Origin of the sequence: Acinetobacter sp. CFCC 11171 (assembly GCF_003268405.1) — a bacterium.
In the GTDB taxonomy this organism is placed as follows: Bacteria; Pseudomonadota; Gammaproteobacteria; order Pseudomonadales; family Moraxellaceae; genus Acinetobacter; species Acinetobacter amyesii.
The window spans coordinates 1-17329 of record NZ_LQXP01000049.1 but is presented as its reverse complement, the minus strand read 5'-3'; the positions used below and the strand labels follow the sequence as shown (position 1 = coordinate 17329).

Annotated in this window: 15 protein-coding genes and 1 pseudogene; 11 read left to right on the top strand and 5 right to left on the bottom strand. The window is 39.8% G+C overall.

Annotated elements, in window-relative coordinates:
- The first annotated feature begins 591 nt into the window (after nucleotides 1–591).
- On the top strand, nucleotides 592–1161 hold the full coding sequence (locus tag AVJ20_RS16615) for a 1-acyl-sn-glycerol-3-phosphate acyltransferase (RefSeq protein ID WP_111886001.1): 570 nt from the start codon (nucleotides 592–594) through the stop codon (nucleotides 1159–1161).
- Between the two features lie 301 nt (nucleotides 1162–1462).
- The gene (locus tag AVJ20_RS16610; RefSeq protein WP_111886000.1) at nucleotides 1463–2215 is read left to right on the top strand and encodes a YebC/PmpR family DNA-binding transcriptional regulator; all 753 of its coding nucleotides are present in this window, start codon (nucleotides 1463–1465) and stop codon (nucleotides 2213–2215) included.
- 89 nt (nucleotides 2216–2304) lie between these two features.
- On the opposite strand, the gene AVJ20_RS16605 is transcribed toward AVJ20_RS16610, so the two are convergent.
- Entirely contained in the window at nucleotides 2305–2775 is a 471-nt protein-coding gene (locus AVJ20_RS16605; protein WP_111885999.1) for an Lrp/AsnC family transcriptional regulator, read from the bottom strand.
- Nucleotides 2776–3258: 483 nt separating this feature from the next.
- Between AVJ20_RS16605 and AVJ20_RS16600 the strand changes: the two genes are divergently transcribed.
- Entirely contained in the window at nucleotides 3259–4587 is a 1329-nt protein-coding gene (locus tag AVJ20_RS16600) for a hypothetical protein (RefSeq protein WP_111885998.1), read from the top strand.
- 83 nt (nucleotides 4588–4670) lie between these two features.
- On the opposite strand, the gene AVJ20_RS16595 is transcribed toward AVJ20_RS16600, so the two are convergent.
- Nucleotides 4671–5435, bottom strand: a complete 765-nt coding sequence (locus tag AVJ20_RS16595; RefSeq protein ID WP_111885997.1) for a glutathione S-transferase family protein — start codon at nucleotides 5433–5435, stop codon at nucleotides 4671–4673.
- Between the two features lie 269 nt (nucleotides 5436–5704).
- On the opposite strand from AVJ20_RS16595, the gene ychF reads away from it, so the two are divergent.
- Together ychF and AVJ20_RS16585 are read left to right on the top strand one after the other, a co-directional pair.
- Nucleotides 5705–6796, top strand: a complete 1092-nt coding sequence (ychF, locus tag AVJ20_RS16590) for a redox-regulated ATPase YchF (RefSeq protein WP_111885996.1) — start codon at nucleotides 5705–5707, stop codon at nucleotides 6794–6796.
- Between the two features lie 231 nt (nucleotides 6797–7027).
- A complete protein-coding gene (locus AVJ20_RS16585) occupies nucleotides 7028–7462 on the top strand; it encodes a hypothetical protein (RefSeq protein WP_111885995.1) in 435 nt (144 codons plus the stop codon).
- A 64-nt stretch (nucleotides 7463–7526) separates the two neighbouring features.
- Here the strand turns inward: AVJ20_RS16585 and AVJ20_RS16580 are convergent, their stop codons facing one another.
- On the bottom strand, nucleotides 7527–8066 hold the full coding sequence (locus AVJ20_RS16580) for a DUF962 domain-containing protein (protein WP_111885994.1): 540 nt from the start codon (nucleotides 8064–8066) through the stop codon (nucleotides 7527–7529).
- A 100-nt stretch (nucleotides 8067–8166) separates the two neighbouring features.
- On the opposite strand from AVJ20_RS16580, the pseudogene AVJ20_RS16575 reads away from it, so the two are divergent.
- Nucleotides 8167–8873 (top strand): annotated as a pseudogene (locus tag AVJ20_RS16575) (Crp/Fnr family transcriptional regulator).
- 96 nt (nucleotides 8874–8969) lie between these two features.
- Here AVJ20_RS16575 and AVJ20_RS16570 read toward each other — a convergent pair.
- Nucleotides 8970–9128: a hypothetical protein gene (locus AVJ20_RS16570; RefSeq protein WP_227591814.1), complete on the bottom strand. Its 159-nt coding sequence runs from the start codon at nucleotides 9126–9128 to the stop codon at nucleotides 8970–8972.
- Nucleotides 9129–9560: 432 nt separating this feature from the next.
- Nucleotides 9561–10040: a hypothetical protein gene (locus AVJ20_RS16565; RefSeq protein WP_111885993.1), complete on the bottom strand. Its 480-nt coding sequence runs from the start codon at nucleotides 10038–10040 to the stop codon at nucleotides 9561–9563.
- Between the two features lie 103 nt (nucleotides 10041–10143).
- On the opposite strand from AVJ20_RS16565, the gene AVJ20_RS16560 reads away from it, so the two are divergent.
- The 5 genes from AVJ20_RS16560 (at nucleotide 10144) to dapC (ending at nucleotide 17242) form a co-directional block, all read left to right on the top strand.
- Nucleotides 10144–10896, top strand: coding sequence for an AzlC family ABC transporter permease (locus tag AVJ20_RS16560; protein WP_111885992.1), 753 nt, complete (start codon nucleotides 10144–10146; stop codon nucleotides 10894–10896).
- Nucleotides 10893–11240 (top strand): L-valine transporter subunit YgaH, encoded by a 348-nt coding sequence (gene ygaH / locus AVJ20_RS16555; RefSeq protein ID WP_078189050.1) that lies wholly within the window; start codon nucleotides 10893–10895, stop codon nucleotides 11238–11240. The genes AVJ20_RS16560 and ygaH overlap by 4 nt, the downstream gene beginning before the upstream one ends.
- Before the next feature lie 897 nt (nucleotides 11241–12137).
- A complete protein-coding gene (gene purT / locus AVJ20_RS16545; protein WP_171319322.1) occupies nucleotides 12138–13352 on the top strand; it encodes a formate-dependent phosphoribosylglycinamide formyltransferase in 1215 nt (404 codons plus the stop codon).
- Between the two features lie 29 nt (nucleotides 13353–13381).
- Nucleotides 13382–16048 (top strand): [protein-PII] uridylyltransferase, encoded by a 2667-nt coding sequence (gene glnD, locus AVJ20_RS16540; protein ID WP_111885989.1) that lies wholly within the window; start codon nucleotides 13382–13384, stop codon nucleotides 16046–16048.
- A gap of 24 nt (nucleotides 16049–16072) precedes the next feature.
- Nucleotides 16073–17242, top strand: coding sequence for a succinyldiaminopimelate transaminase (gene dapC, locus AVJ20_RS16535; protein WP_111885988.1), 1170 nt, complete (start codon nucleotides 16073–16075; stop codon nucleotides 17240–17242).
- Nucleotides 17243–17329 lie beyond the last annotated feature (87 nt).

The following is a 17329-nucleotide window of genomic DNA, read 5'->3' as shown; positions in this document are numbered from 1 at the left end:
AAAATCTTAAAAATATCAAATAAAAATTTCTATTGAGATACAAGCTTAAGATTCAACAAAAAAACCACATTAATATCTTTTTACTATTAATTAAACATAATTATTATATAAAATATATGGTATTAATAAATCAACTATGGGGCCTATAAATTTCGGCCAATATTAAGACTCAACCTGTTCAGGCTTTCTTAAGTCCAAATAAAACTCAACAATTGACCAAATAACAATCAAAGCAAACATAGCAACAGCGAATAACACAGCAGTTAAATAAATCATGCTTGAGTTCTCCGTTAGAAAACGAGTTAAGACCAACAGGTTAAAAGTTTTAACCTACGACAAAAGTCTAATAAGAATTTCTGACGGTGCCTAGCCATATTTAGCAAATTTTTAAGAGTATTTTTATCTATGATGATAGCTTTGCTATATAAAATTTAACCGATTTATTGCTAAAAAGTATCAGTCTTCAATCATCCCTTCTTATTCCGATTTGAAATATATGCACAATTCAGATCAAAGCTCACTTAAATCCTCTTGACTCATGATCCAAACAAGCAGAAATTACACCTTTTTAAAATCACCGTATCACCGACTATGTTGAAAAAGTTTATTGGCGAATCTGCGTTTAAATTGGCAGGCTGGAAATACCACGTAGAACCTGATGTTTTAGAAAATAAACAAGTGATCGTCGGCTTTGAACACACCTCAATGATGGATGCTGTTCTTTCACTGGCCCTTTGCCAAATTTACGACATCAAAATTCACACGCTGATTAAAAAAGAACTCTTTAAAGGTCCATTTAAACCTGTTCTTGAAGCGATTGGCGGTATTCCTGTAGACCGTAAAGCCAATAAAGACATCGTGACTCAAATGGTTGAGCATTTTGAAGCTAGCGAAAAATTTAATTTAGTCATTGCTCCAGAAGCGACCCGTGCAGTACGTGGTGAAGCACGAAAACCAATTCGTACAGGCTTTTGGTATATTGCTAAAGCAGCAGGTGTGCCGATTGTATTAATGTATGCCAACTCAAAAACCAAACAAGGTGGTATTTTTGGCAAGATTTACCCGACTGAGCTCGATCACGATTTAGCTTTAATTAAGCAACTCTATAAAGATAAAGTAGGTTTAGATATCGTGATCCCAGAACCTAAAAATAAAGACTAAGCGCCATTCACGTTTTAACGAACTACGTATTTAAAGATATAAATGTCACGTGCTCCACGCATTGTACATTTATATCTTCCTGTTATAACAAGATCAAACTCCCCCATTTACTCCCGATTCTCATCATAAGAAAAATTACAGTACGGGCGTTTAGACATTTCGCATTATTTTCTCGAATTTGGATATTTTTTTTTCAACTACTCAATTCCTGAAATCCAGTACTTTCACACAAAAAAGCCATTATGGTAGAATTTGCTCAATTTGATAGGCATAAGGCCAATCTACAAGGAGCATATTTCGCATGGCGGGTCATTCCAAGTGGGCTAATACTAAGCATCGTAAAGCAAAACAAGATGCAAGCCGCGCTAAAGTATTCACAAAATTTATCCGTGAAATCGTGACAGCTGCACGCTTAGGCGGCGGTGATGTAGCGTCTAACCCACGTTTACGTGCTGTTGTTGAAAAAGCATTAGTTGCAAACATGACACGTGACACCATTAACCGTGCGATCCAACGTGGTGTGGGCGGTGAAGAAAATACCGATCTAAAAGAAGTAACCTACGAAGGATATGGCGTTGGTGGTGTTGCGGTCATCATTGAAACAATGACGGATAACTTGAACCGTACTGTTCCTGACGTTCGTCATTGCTTCTCAAAAACTGATGGTAATTTAGGTACTGCAGGTTCAGTAGCTTATATGTTTACCAAACGTGGTGAGATTACTTTTGAAGATGTTTCTTTAGAAGATCAAATCATGGACGTCGCTTTAGAAGCGGGTGCTGAAGACATCGAAGTGGACGAAGAAGAAATTCTAGTTATCACCACACCTGAAACTTTCGGTGAGGTTCAGGATGCACTTGCAGCAGCAGGTTTAAAATCTGATAACGCCGAAGTGGTCATGAACCCTTCAACTAAAGCGTTAATTTCAGATATCGAACAAGCGAAAAAAATCATCAAAATGATTGATATGTTTGAAGATCTTGACGACGTTCAAAACGTGTATACCAACGTTGAATTCACCGATGAAGTTATGGCTGAGTTAGAAGCTCTATAGTTCAATCGAGTGAAGTATAAAACGCACCCTTCGGTGCGTTTTTTATTGCCTAGCTTTCAACTGTTTGAGTTTATATATGAGGGCTGCATTTAAACCTTATTTAATAAGCCATTACAGTTAAAAACATTATATTGTTTAATTACAAAGCTCGAATGTAATGCAACTACGTGTTCAATTTTACCAATGCGCTTGAGTAAAATTTCACTATAGTTTTCCATATCCCGTGCAACGACTTCCACAATAAAATCGGCAGACTGCCCTGTCACCAAAAATGCATTAATGACTTCTGGAATACTTTCTAATGCTTCTAAAAATTTAGCAAAAGTATCTGTATCATGTTTGCTTAAGGACACCTGCAGCAGCACATGCAAACTAAATCCCAATTTTTGATAATTAATTTCACGTTTTAGACCACTGATAATATTGTGATCAATCAATTGTTTGATCCGACGATGAACTGAACTGACCGATAAATTCACCCGCTCTGACAGTTCATTTAAATTGACATCTTCATGGGTCAAAATTTCTAAAATTTGTTTATCAAAACGGTCTAGTTCCATCAGTCTACTCCAGCCATTTTTGAAAACAGTGCTGATGATCCAGATTCATCAAACACCTGTTGTCATTTTCAATGTTATTTTAAGTTTTAAAATCAGCATTTATGTGCAAGTTTTCTCATGTATAGCATGATTTATTAAAAATAATAAAGCTCATATGCATTATGAACATAATAATTTGCATTAATATCGTGTTTAAATGAATGTTTTTTCATCAAAGTTTAGTTTTTATATTCTAAATGACGTCTTTAGACAACCTACCAATAAAGCTTCTCGATGCATTCCATTGATCTGAATAAATCAATTTCAGATAAAAGGGAAAGATATTTTATTTATATTTTTCAATTTTTTATTTTTACTTTATTTTTCAATGTGCGCTCTATTTCACATTTCATTTTTTTTCACTTATTTACTTGGTTTGGTAATTACATTAAAAAATAGCGGCGGTTCATAAATATACAAAAAAACAAAAACGGAAGAATAAACATGGCAATTAAATCACTGAGTTCACTCAGCTCAAAATTAAGTTCTGTACTAAGTCCTTCCCTACAGCTCAGTACAATTAGCAGCACGGTCAGTAACCTACTTAGCCCACTTAAACCTACAACCAATATCACGGATACGCTGACAGGATTATTGAGTAATTTAGGTGGCACAAAGTCTTTTGATTTTAGCGCACTGACTAAATCGCTTCCGCAAGTGATTAGCACGATTCAAAGTCTTACATCCAATAACGGTTCAAATTCGGATGCACTCAAGACATTGATGACAACTCTGCAACCACTCCTACAAAACTTAGGTAGCAACGCTGGCTCAACAGAGATGAATCAGTTGGTTCAATCTTTACCTACCATTGTCAACAGCTTGCAAAGTTTACTGAGTAGCACCAATAATCAAGCCAATCTTCCTGACAATATCAGCAGCGCTGTAAATGCCATCGAACCACTGCTTGCTATGCTTGGAAGCGCAACAGGGTCAACGGATGCAACGCAAATTATCAATACACTCAGTCAAGTTTTAGAATATGCGCAACCTATTATTCAGATGATTGGGAGCTCGTCTTCTGGAAACATCGACTTTGGGCAAATTGCACAAGGTGCAACGACTGCCCTCCTACCTTTATTAGCTTCAATCAATAAAGACAACTCAACTATTGATATGGAACAGTTGAGTCATGCTTTACCGACAGTGATTGGAAGTGTGACCAATCTAGTGACCGCCATTTCATCAGCCAACCAAGGGAATGTCCCTGAGACCATTTCAGGGGTGATCAAAGGACTTAATCCGCTGTTAGATTTACTGGCAAAAAGCGATGTCATCGATACGGATCAGACTCAAACCGTCAAAGCGATTTATGATGTATTAAATAGCGTGAGCACCATTTTGGATGTGGTCAACAATCCATCCTTACTGACGCTTTCAACTGATTTAAATCAAGTGATTAATTCGTTGAAACCAGTCATTGCTCTGATGGACAGTAATGGTGAAGCGACTCAGTTCCTCGATCAACTGACCATTCCAGATCTTGGCGATTTACTCGGCAATCTTGCTTCAGAAAAAATTGATCTGGGTTCTATTACGGATCAGTTCAACCAATTGACTGAAAACCTCACAGGCCAATTACCGAATATTAATGACCTATTGGAAAATTTAGGTTCTGCTCAAGGTGATTTTGATATCTCCACCATCATCCCAAGTATTAAAGATGCGATAGGCAATATCTTCTACCCGGTTATGCCGCTCAATACTTTACAAGCCGATAGTATCAGTCCAGTGTTGAATATTATGGATATTCAACAACAAAGCTATATTTAAGGATTGAAAGTCTAATAAAAAAAAGTGCGCCATTAGGCGCGCTTTTTTAAAGCAGTATGACGCAAAGTTTTCATTTAAAGGGCTTATACACCACGCCAATCTACCCGTGCATTACGTTCTGTTTGGTATATGCGTTGAACATATTGACCTAAAGGCAAATCGCTCAAATAGGCTTTGTAAGCTTTAAACTCTTCTGACAAGGTTTCGCCATGCTCTTTTTCCCACGGCGTTCCGACAATCTCTAATATCGGCGCCAACATTGAACACACCGCAATATCAGCCAAACCTAATCGGTCGCCTACAAAATAACGCCCACCTTGTTCGATCAGACGTTGATTTAAATCAATCACAATTTCATCCAATCGTTCACGAGATGCCGCAACCTTATCCGTATCTAATTGATAACCTTTAGAAACCAGTGCTTTTATAATTGGCTTTGAATATTTCTCAAACTGACGTAAATAGCCCTTTTCACCAATTAAAATATCAAGTGATTCTTCACTTTCATTTAATACATGTGCCAACCCCCAACGGCGCACATGTTGGCCTAACTCAATGGAGAGTTCATTAATTTCTAAAGCGTCTTCACGCAGTTTGACATCTGGACGGATCAGACTATGTTCGGGGTAGGTCGCATCCAAGTAAAAGGCGATTTGAGTTGAATCTGCAACCCAATGATCTTGATCACGTAAAATCGGTAATTTGTTTTGCCCTGTTTTAAGCTGTGCAAATGCACGATGTACACCCGGCATTAAATTATGAGCCACATAATCCAACTCTTTATGATCGAGTAACCAGCGCGCCTTTTCACAAAAATGTGAGAGTGGAAACTGGTAGAGAGTTCGCATAAATGCTCCAAGTTTTTGTTGTAACTGTAGTTTATAAAACCCAGTAATTTTATAGGGATACTTTAGTCACTGTGTTATTGAAACACAATGTCATTTTTGCACCTATTCTGCATCTGTAGTGCAACTCAAGCATTATTCAGACGTGAATTCATCTCTATCTCTGCGCGATTCAATAAGATATACATTCTCCTGCCCATATCACCTGACTTTATTATGGCTTTCATGTAAAATCATCCACAATTTTTTTATAATACTTTGTGAGTTATTTCATGGGTTTTAACTGTGGTATTGTCGGCCTGCCGAACGTTGGTAAATCAACGCTTTTCAACGCATTAACCAAAGCTGCGATTGCTGCTGAAAACTTCCCATTCTGTACAATTGAGCCAAATACTGGGATTGTACCTGTACCTGACCCACGTATGGATAAACTTGCTGAAATTGTAAACCCACAACGTGTTGTCCCAACCACGATGGAATTTGTGGATATCGCAGGTCTCGTTGCTGGTGCATCTAAAGGTGAAGGCCTTGGTAACCAATTCTTAGCTAACATTCGTGAAACGGATGCTATTGCACATGTTGTACGTTGTTTTGAAGACGAGAATGTCATTCACGTAAATGGCAAAATTGATCCACTTGACGATATCGCAACAATCAACACTGAACTTGCACTTGCTGACTTAGAAGCTGTTTCTAAAGCAATTACACGTCTAGCAAAATCTGCAAAAGGTGGCGATAAAGAAGCGATTGCGACCAAAGCTGTTTTAGACAAAATCTTACCTTTACTGGATGAAGGTAAACCTGCGCGTGCAGCTGACCTTGATGAAGATGAACGTAAATTGGTGCGTGGTTATGGCTTCTTAACCCTTAAACCAACCATGTATATTGCCAACGTTGCAGAAGATGGCTTCGAAAATAACCCTCACTTAGAAGCAGTACAAAAATTAGCTGCTGAAGAAAATGCGATTGTGGTTCCACTTTGCAACCAAATCGAAGCAGAAATTTCATTACTTGAAGACGAAGACCGTGCGGAATTCCTTGAAGCTTTAGGCATGGAAGAACCTGGTCTAAACGTAGTTATTCGTGCAGGTTATGGCTTACTCGGCCTTCAAACATACTTCACAGCTGGTGTACAAGAAGTTCGTGCTTGGACAGTAAAAATTGGTGCAACTGCACCTCAAGCTGCAGGTGTGATTCACACTGACTTCGAAAAAGGCTTTATTCGTGCTGAATGTATTGCCTACAACGACTTCGTTCAATACAACGGTGAAGCTGGCGCTAAAGAAGCAGGTAAATGGCGTTTAGAAGGTAAAACATACATCGTTCAAGATGGCGATGTTTTACACTTCCGTTTTAACGTATAAGACAGTACTCATAAGAAGCCAGCAATTTGCTGGCTTTTTTAATTTTAGGCAAAAGCCCAAGCCAAAAAATAAGCATATTTAAAAACTTAAAACCTGCTTAAAAACAAAATTATATCGACACGAATACATGATTTGGTTGCTGAGTCACCACAGTGCAACGACTTAAATCTCTACCGTTCTGCTATAAATTTACCCATAGGCACTAATGCCTATTTTCATAGAACAATAGCAATGAAAAAAATCAGCACAATTCTAACAGCAGGTATCTTTACAATGCTTAGTGCAACTGCGTTTGCATGTCCACAAGGCACCACACTTACAGGTGGTACAGGTGCAAACCATAAAGGTGGTACTTGTGTTTCCATTGCTAAAGATGCAAAACATCAGGAACGTACTGCTACACATGCAGCACAAGCTGCGCAGCATGATGCAAAAGTCGCTCGACACGATGCAAAACAAGCCAGCCAATTGGCTCAGAGCAAAGTGAAACATAATCAAAAAATAGCAAAACATGATGCAGCTCAAGCACAGCATCTTGCAACACAAGCAAAATCAGAAGCTAAAACTTCAGCCCATGCTGCCAAAGCTGCAAATACTGACGCAAAAGCAAAAATCGCTGCACAAAAGGTGGCAGTGGAACAACATAAAACTGCTGTGAAATCCTAAACAGTTGAGAATCAACACATCGCAAAAAAAAGCCGGAATTATCCGGCTTTTTTATTCAAATCATTTATGGGTGAGCAATATGTAATGCTTTTGCATCCATCTCTGCACGCTGTCTTCTTGCTTCTGTCAGCATGCGTTGTTCAAGCTCTTTACGAAAGCCGAGTAGAAACACAAACTCAGCTAGGACAAATAAAGGCCCTATTGCCAAGCCAATGACATCATCCATAAACGCAGGCTTTTTCTTTTCATAATAATGACCGATAAATTGGATGATCCAACCCACTACAAAAATCCCCACACTCCAGATCAACCATGACATAAGGCTCATTTTTGCGATCATTAAGGCTAAGGGATATGTGATTGCAAACACCAAAAGCATAATCAAACCGAAAATTTTATCTAAACTCAGGTAATAAATGACACTGGCAATAATCAACAACAATGCAAGGGTCAGTTCAAAACCTGAAATCATCAACCCTGCTCGTGCGGTTAGACACATAATCGAAAATACAATAAGCGGAATACCCACAAAATGCGTCAGCACATTTTTTCGATCTAAATGATATGCTGCATATTGGCTTAACAGTCTTTCAAGTTTGCTCATTAACTTACTCCTTGTTCATTCACTCATTTCACTATATAAAAAATGCATCAATAAAGTTGTCATCTAATAGACAAGTTGGACCATAAAATAAGGATATGCTGTGCTGGACGCTCAATATGTGCATCAACTCAATAAAAATGTGTGGTATTCAGGCTTAAATATTTCCTTCCAAGACTTTATCTGCCGCCATGCCCTGACCTTAACTTTCGAAAAAGACGCACGTGTTTTTTTATCAGGACAGCGTTTTAATGGTATGTATGCAGTCTTAGAAGGCGCAGTTCGCTTAGGCTATATCGATATTCATGGCAAAGAAGCGATTGCCGCCATAGCTGAGCCGATTATGTGGTTTGGCGAAATATCCTTGGTTGACCAATTACCACGTTCTCACGATGCCATCTGTACCAAAAAATCCACCTTATTACACTTACCGGCTCAAGCAATTCAGCAATTATTACAACAACACCCCGAGTTTTGGTTTCATATTGCCCAGCTCACCAGTCAAAAGCTTCGCTATGCCTTTATGGAACTCATTGCCTTACAAACGCAGAGTTTAAGTCAACGTCTCGCACAGCGCCTGCTGTTTATTTTAAATGGATATGGAAATCATTTGGAAATTGAGCAACACACCATACACATCTCACAGGAACAACTCGCGCAACTGATGAATTGCTCAAGACAATCAGTCAATCAGGAGCTTCAGCAGTTGGAAAAATGCAGGTGCTTCGTGTTGCGTTTAAACAAATTGAAATTTTAGATCTAGCGCAGTTACATCAGATTGCTCATGCACTTCCTGTGCATGATGTCTGACATTTGTGATTTAAATAAGTGCATTTAATTGCACCAGAATGATTCTTTATAGTTATTTTGCTTTTATTTGTGGCACTTCGCTTTATCGAGTTTTGATCACGACAATAATTGGCAAACATTTACACTGTCAAAACCATTTGTACATGCTGCAACTTCTTGAGTTGATGCTTCTGATTTGTCTTCAGTCGCTGCTTGTACATTGACCGCTGTAGTCAAAACAGCCAAAACCGATAACTTCATTAATGTTTTTTTCATCTTAATCACCTATTCAACGTCTTTAATTTAACTTACATACTTCATCTTTTACGCATTAATTTTTACATAATTTATCAAATAATGATAATTTTAATTTTTTATCACATTATCCATACTTTATATTATTAATAGATTAAAGATATTAATTAAAGAGAAGGTCAGACGACTGGCGTTCTAAAATGGGGGATTTTTATCAATAAATTTTTCTCAAAAGATATTTTTACTATTCATTATCAATGCTTTATCTATTTAACTTCAGAAAAAAACCATGCAATTTGGAATTTAGCTCAATACTACGGCAGCGCACTGGTTTAATTTTTATATGAAATAGCGATGATTTTAAGAGGATTTTTACAATCCTCTATTATAGATTTATTCTTGTTTTTTGATATTTTCTAAAAAAAGCAGTGAAACTTCACTGCTTTGATCAAGTTAAACGCCTACTTTTTTCGGATCGGTATTTCCGAGTTCAGGGTTTTCAATCGCACCTTTGCATTGATTTTTATCACGCTCATAATCTGCTTGCTTCTGTGCAACAGTCGAACTCTGATCAATACTTTCACGTGCCCAAATTTCCAGACTTGTTAATGCCTTACGACACAGTGCATATTTCCCTTCAGTCACAGAATCGGTCATTTTGACATTGATACGCCATTCGGTACTCAATTTACGTGCTGGAACACGGACTTTCTCTTCCATCTGATCGACTTGCTTTGCATAAACAATCGGATCGGCTTCATTGATAAACGCCCAAGCTTTGGCAGCATACTCCGTTGCATCATTGGTTAATTTGGGTGCTGCTTTAATTTCGACTTGAGCTTGTTCAGCTCCATCATTACCACAGGCCTGCAACAACACCGTGCTGCTCAATAATGAAACAATCAGTATCCCACGCATCTTTAACCTCTGCATATCCAGCTCATTTCAGCAAACATATTCGGCAATATGCTAGTGAATTCGCGTACAATACTCAATCATCATTTGACCTGTTGTTCAACTCTTTCAAAGGTGTGTCGTGTCTGAGCACAAACTTCCTACAGTTCAGCCTGCGGGTTTTTGGCAAGGTGCTAAAGATAGTCAAGCCATTATCTTTACCTATCTTCCTGTTTCTTTTGCATTTGGGGTGTCCGCGACTCAATTCGGTTTCACTGCGTGGGAAGCCTTATTTTTATCATGCTCTATGTATGCAGGTGCCAGTCAGTTTCTCGTTGTTGCGTTACTGGGAAGTGGAACATCCATTTGGATGACTGCACTCACTGTGATTGCTCTCGATATACGCCATTTGCTCTACGGTCCTGCTTTACAAAACCTGATTCAAGACCGACTCAATTTAAAGAAAACGGCAGTTTGGGCTTGGGGTTTAACCGACGAAGTTTTCGCATCAGGCATGATCAAACTGTCGCAACGTCGTCAAGAATGGTCAGAATCGTGGATGTTAGGACTCAGCTTATTTAGTTGGCTGTCATGGGCAACAGGCTCATTTTTAGGCGGTTTATTTGCCGATAAAGTCAGCAACCTTCCACAATTTTTACAAGCCGCACTCGACTTCCTACTGCCTGCATTGTTTTTAAGCTTTTTACTCGCAGCATTTGAGAAAAAACATACATTTGTGGTCACGGTTACAATTATTGTTTCTGCGATTGCCTGCTACTTTATCGACTTGTCTGCTGCGATTTTTATCGGTATTTCTTCTGGTATTTTTGCCGGTTTATTCAAACATTATGTCTTAAAAAAAACTGATCCTGAACATATGGGTGAAGCATCATGAATCTAGAAATTATCTTGGTTGGGATCTTGGTCGGGATTGCGAATTTTGCATCACGGTTTGGGCCATTTTTTGTAATTCAGAAATTTCAGCAAGGTTCACAGCAGCGTGGTTCTTTATGGCTCAAAATCGCTTTGGGCTCGATTGGCATTGCCGCAATTAGTTCAATGTTGGTGGTTGCAACCTTACCACCTCTGCTTGAGACACCAAATAAAAGCTTTGCCATGTTGGTTGGTTTTGCTGTGCTTGCAGGCTTGTATTTCAAGTTTAAAAAAATTGTCCCTGCTACACTGACTGCGGCACTGACTTACGGCTTAGTCTATACCTATATACCTTTTCACCTCTAAAGCTAAGTCAGCGACAATCCAAATCTCCCTCATGCACAAGCTTCTTCAGCCTGTGCCTTTTAATTAGCAATATTTATGAGATAGTCAACGCATAACATAAAAAATCTAGCGAAAACCAATAGATGGCAAAGTACCATTTTATTCAAGGCAAAATTTATATTCATTCTATACAACCATCTAAATTGAGTTGGGGACTGCATAGGCCCATCGAAAGCGTATATTTTCAATGCTTCATTCAAAGCCAACTGTTCAGTGGTAATTTCTGTGCTGTACATTGCCAACCTGCAGATCAGATCCGCGCCATTTATATAGAGAAAAATCAGCAAAAGACGATTGTGGGCTTATATAACTGCACACAGCAGATTCTGCACTTACATCCGCGTCGCCTGATGTTTTCACACATCTCGTGCCCCATCTGTTCAGCAATTTTCTGCAGCTGTACGGTTTTTTATTGATTTTTCTATTTTGCATTTTCAGCCTCAGTGCATGGCTCAATTCATCATTTCACCTTCTATCGGTAGCTGCGGACGCATTCTATTTCACTGCCGTTTTAATTGGCTTAATATTGATTTTATGTATATGCGCCGTACCACTGCTCGGATTGCTATACTGGCCCAACTTCCGTCAAATATCTGTGCAGCTCCGTGCACTGCAATGTGCAAATTTGGATATTGAGCCATTCCCTGCATCTGTAAAAAATGCTGGCATATTTAAAGTGAATTTAAATAAAAACAAATAAACACCACTATTTAAAGATTTTCGCAGGTACATAATTAAGCGAACGCCCCCATAAAGATATAAAAAAAATTGTTGGACAATATCATTTATTTATGTGAACACTCTCTTATCTCTCGAACAAGTTCTGCTATGCTTAAATTCCCATAAAATCAAGCATGGATGATTTACATGAGCGTCACTATTGGTACTCCACTTCAGTCTTCAGCGTATAAAGTCTTACTGTTAGGTTCTGGTGAACTCGGTAAAGAAGTTGTGATTTCATTGCAACGTTTGGGTGTAGAAGTTCATGCTGCCGATCGTTATGACCATGCTCCTGCCATGCAAGTTGCACATTTTTCTCATACTTTAAATATGGCAGATCCTGAGGCACTTAAAGCTTTAATTTCTCAAGTGAAGCCTCATTTGATTGTTCCTGAAATTGAAGCTATTGCGACTCAAGTTTTAGTCGAGATTGAAGAACAAAATATTGCCACTGTCATTCCTTCTGCAAAAGCTGTCAACCTGACAATGAATCGTGAAGGGATTCGCCGTCTAGCTGCCGAAGAGCTTGGACTCCCGACTTCAGCCTACCGCTTTGCCAATACCCTTGAAGCGTTCCGTGCTGCATGCGATGACATTGGTTATCCAAACTTTGTTAAGCCTGTCATGTCGTCTTCGGGTAAAGGACAGTCACGTGTAAAAAGCTTTGATGAAGTCGATGCTGCTTGGGAATATGCACAAACAGGTGGACGTGTAAATCAAGGTACAGTGATCGTAGAATCACAAATTGACTTTGACTTTGAAATCACCCTGCTGACTGTTCGTGCTAAAAATGCAGAAACAGGTGAAATTGAAACATCATTTTGCGCCCCGATTGGCCACCGCCAAGACGCTGGTGACTATGTAGAAAGTTGGCAACCACAACTCATGACTGCTCTTGCTTTAGAAGAAGCCAAGCGTATTGCCAATAAAGTAACCATTGCATTAGGTGGATGTGGCATTTTTGGGGTGGAACTGTTTGTCAAAGGCGATAAAGTATGGTTTAGTGAGGTATCACCTCGTCCACACGATACAGGCCTTGTCACTCTTGCATCGCAATTCCAAAGCGAATTCGAACTGCATGCACGTGCCATTCTTGGTCTGCCTGTGAATACTGCTCGACACAGTACTGCTGCGAGCGCAGTCATCTATGCAGGCGTGGATGATACCAATTTATCATTTACTGGCTTAAATCTTGCTTTGGCTAATCCAGACACCGATTTACGCCTCTTTGGTAAACCAGAAGGCTTTAAACGTCGCCGTATGGGCGTAGCAACAGCACGTGCTGAAACCACAGATCACGCGCGTGAACTTGCTCAACATGCTGCACAACAAGTCAGTGTTCAACAAAACTAAGTTTGTAACACCTTAACGGACCACTGTTCATGATCAATACGCTTCCTCTGCTGAATTACATTAAAAGTAACCACGACATTCAGGCGATTAACCAATGGCGCTCAGATGTTGAAAATCAGCTACAGGAATGTTTTGAAAATGGACAGTCGATTCGTGATGTGATTTTGGCTCGTTCGAATCTAATCGATGAAGCCTTAAAGTTCTTATGGACACATGCTGAACTCGACCAAACCGATCTCGGTTTGTTTGCTGTAGGTGGCTATGGTCGCCGTGAAATGCTGCCATACTCCGACGTCGATATCATGATTTTGTCTGAAGATGAAATCAGCCCAGAACAAGAAAAACTCATCTCTAGCTTTATTTCAACACTTTGGGATGTTGGTAATTTCAAGCCGGGCATCAGTGTGCGTACTATTAATGATTGTGTCGCTCAAGCCACCAATGATTTAACTGTAGCAACAGCGCTGATCGAAGCACGTTTGATTGTGGGCAATGAACACCTAGCCAAATGGCCACGCCGTATCGTGTCACAGACATGGACGGATAAAACATTCTATGATGCCAAAATGCAAGAGCAAGCCAAACGCTATGCACAACATAACAATACCGAAAGCAACTTAGAACCCGATATTAAAAATGCGCCCGGCGGTATCCGTGATATCAACCAAATCGGCTGGATTGCTAAGCGTCATTTCCGTGTCAATCGCATCTATGACCTTGTACATTTGGGTTTTATTTCAGAGTTTGAACTGGGTGTTCTTGAAGAAACAGAAAGCTTTCTTTGGGAAATCCGTCATCATTTACATCGCTTAACCAAGCGCGACGAAAACCGATTATTGTTTGATTATCAACGTGACATTGCTGCTAAATTTGGCTATCAGCGCGAAGAAGGTAAATCACCGAATTATCCAATCGAACAGTTCATGAAACGTTACTATCGTAGCGCTCAGCAAGTGACGACGTTAAATGAAATGCTCTTGGCTTATTTTAATGAATCTGTCATTACGCCACGCTTACCTGACTATGAACGTAAAATTGAAGAGATCAATGCTAACTTCAAATTAGTAGATGGCAAATTGGCAGTACAGCATCATAAAATTTTCTCTGAAAATCCAAGTGCTATTCTAGAAATTTTCTACCTCTTGGCGAATCGTCCAGAAATTGAAGGGATTCGTGCCCGAACTTTACGTCTATTGTCACTTGCAGCAAAACGTATTGATCAAAACTTCCGTGACAATCCTGCACATCAAGCCTTATTTATGGCGATCATTCGCTCACCCTACCGCTTATACGACACCATGGTGGCGATGAAACGTTATGGCGTGCTCGGCAACTATATTCCTGCCTTTGGGCAAATCATGGGACTTATGCAATACGACTTGTTCCATATTTATACTGTCGATGCCCACACCCTCCTACTACTACGTAATTTAAACCGTTTTAAAGAGCCTGAATTTGCCAAGGACTTCCCTGTCGTTAGCTCTGTATTCCAACGACTGGCGCGCCGTGACATTGTTTATTTAGCGGCAATTTTCCATGATATCGCCAAGGGTCGCGGCGGTGACCACAGTGAACTTGGTGCAGCAGATGCAATTGAATTCTGCCGTACCCATGGGTTTACTGAACGTGAATGCAACCTTGTCGCATGGTTGATTCAAAACCATCTATTGATGTCCGTTACTTCTCAGAAAAAAGACATTTCCGATCCAGATGTGGTGAAAGAATTTGCTGAGAAAATGGGCGATATGGAGCATCTCGACTATCTCTACACCTTGACAGTTGCTGATATCAACGCAACCAATCCGACACTTTGGAATACATGGCGTGCATCCCTCATGCGCCAACTGTATACACAAGCGCGTGATGTGATTCGTTCTGGTTTGGGTCGTCCTGTAGATTATCCAATGCTGATCGAAGACACTAAATTTGCGGCCAGTGAACTATTAGTCAACGATTTTTCGCTCTACGATGTAGAAACTGTTTGGCAAGAACTCGGTGATGAATATTTCCTAAAAGAATCTGCCGATGAAATCGCATGGCATACGCGCGCCATTTTAAAACATGGCAATAATGCAGAACCATTGGTACTGATGCGAGCACATCGCAAATTTGCACAAGATGCGGTACAGATCTTTATTTACACTCAAGATCAACCTAACTTGTTTGCGACCACAGTGGCAATTTTGGACAGAATGAACTTAGACGTTCAGGATGCTCGGATTATTACTGCATCCACTGCATTTAGTTTGGACACCTATGTTGTACTTGACCGTTTTGGCACCTTATTAACAGATCCTGAACGTGAGCAAACCGTTATTGAAGCGCTCAAAAAAGCCTTAAGCCAATCAGACAAGTACCCAGGCCTGATGCAACGTCGCATTCCACGTCAACTGCGTCATTTTGATATTGAAAATACCGTGAGTATTTCTTTTAATGAAGCGCTTCAACAAAATATGGTTGAAATTGCGACACTTGACCATCCGGGCTTACTTGCTAAAGTCGGTGGTTTATTTATGATGCAAGGCCTAGATATTCACTCTGCGAAAATTGCGACGCTCGGTGAACGTGCTGAAGATATTTTCTATGTCACTAAAAAAGATGGCTCACCTATGAGTGATTCAGAAGCGGAAACGTTTGCTGCACAATTAAAGTCAGCACTCGATGAAGCTTCGAATCAGGTTTGTAGTCATCATTAACTTAAATTGATCGGTATCCATTCCATGAACTCCAGTTTGTCATTATTGCACCCTTATCCATTTGAAAAGCTAAATAAGCTATTTCAGGATGTGAAACCCGCAGATTTGCCTTTGATTCCCCTTTCAATTGGTGAGCCAAAGCATCCTGCACCGGAGTTTGTGAAACAGGCCATTATTGATAATTTTCAACACTTATCAACTTACCCAAACAGCAAGGGTTTACCTGAGCTTCGCACAAGTATTGCAAATTGGTTAACCCGTCGCTTTAAACTCAATAGCATCAGTGCGGATACCAACGTCCTGCCTGTGTCAGGTACGCGTGAAGCGATCTTCTCGTTTGTACAAGCTTTGGTTAAACGTGAAGATGCCCCTTATGTGGTGATGCCAAATCCGTTCTACCAAATCTATGAAGGCGCAACTTTACTTGCGGGTGCAGAACCTTACTTCATCAACTGTACAGAAGAAAATAACTACCTTGGTGACTTTGACGCTGTGCCAGCTGAAGTTTGGGAAAAAACCGCTTTATTGTTTGTCTGCACACCAGGTAATCCTACAGGTGCGGTACTTTCTAAAGAACAGTTTAAAAAACTGATCGCACTGTCTGACCAATATAATTTTGTGATTGCATCTGATGAATGCTACTCAGAGCTTTGGTTTGATGAAGCACCTGTTGGTCTGCTTGAAGTCTGTGCTGAAATGGGCCGTGATGACTATAAAAACTGCGTGGTATTCCACTCATTGTCTAAACGCTCTAACTTACCCGGTATGCGTTCTGGCTTTGTTGCAGGTGACGCGGCACTTTTAAAACCTTATTTACAATACCGTACTTATCATGGCGCTGCGATGCCTGTTCAACACCAGTTGGCTTCAATTGCAGCTTGGGATGACGAAGCACACGTCGAAGAAAACCGCGTCCAGTACCGTGCAAAATTTGAATTATTCCAACGCGAACTGGGTCACCTACTACCATTACAAAAACCTGATGCAGGGTTCTACTACTGGTTAAAAGTGGATAATGATGAAACTTTTGCCAAAATGCTTATGGAAAAAGCACACGTTAAAGTGCTTCCAGGCCGTTATTTATCACGTGATACAGCACAAGGTAATCCGGGTGAAAATCATGTCCGCTTAGCTCTGGTTGCTGATATTGCACAATGTGAAGAAGTGATTCGTCGCTTAAAAGCAGTACTTTAATTGATTTAAAGTGCTTTGCTTAAAACAAAAAATGCCCCAGATTTGGGGCATTTTTATTTGAGTCATTTCTTAAGAGGTGGTCCCACA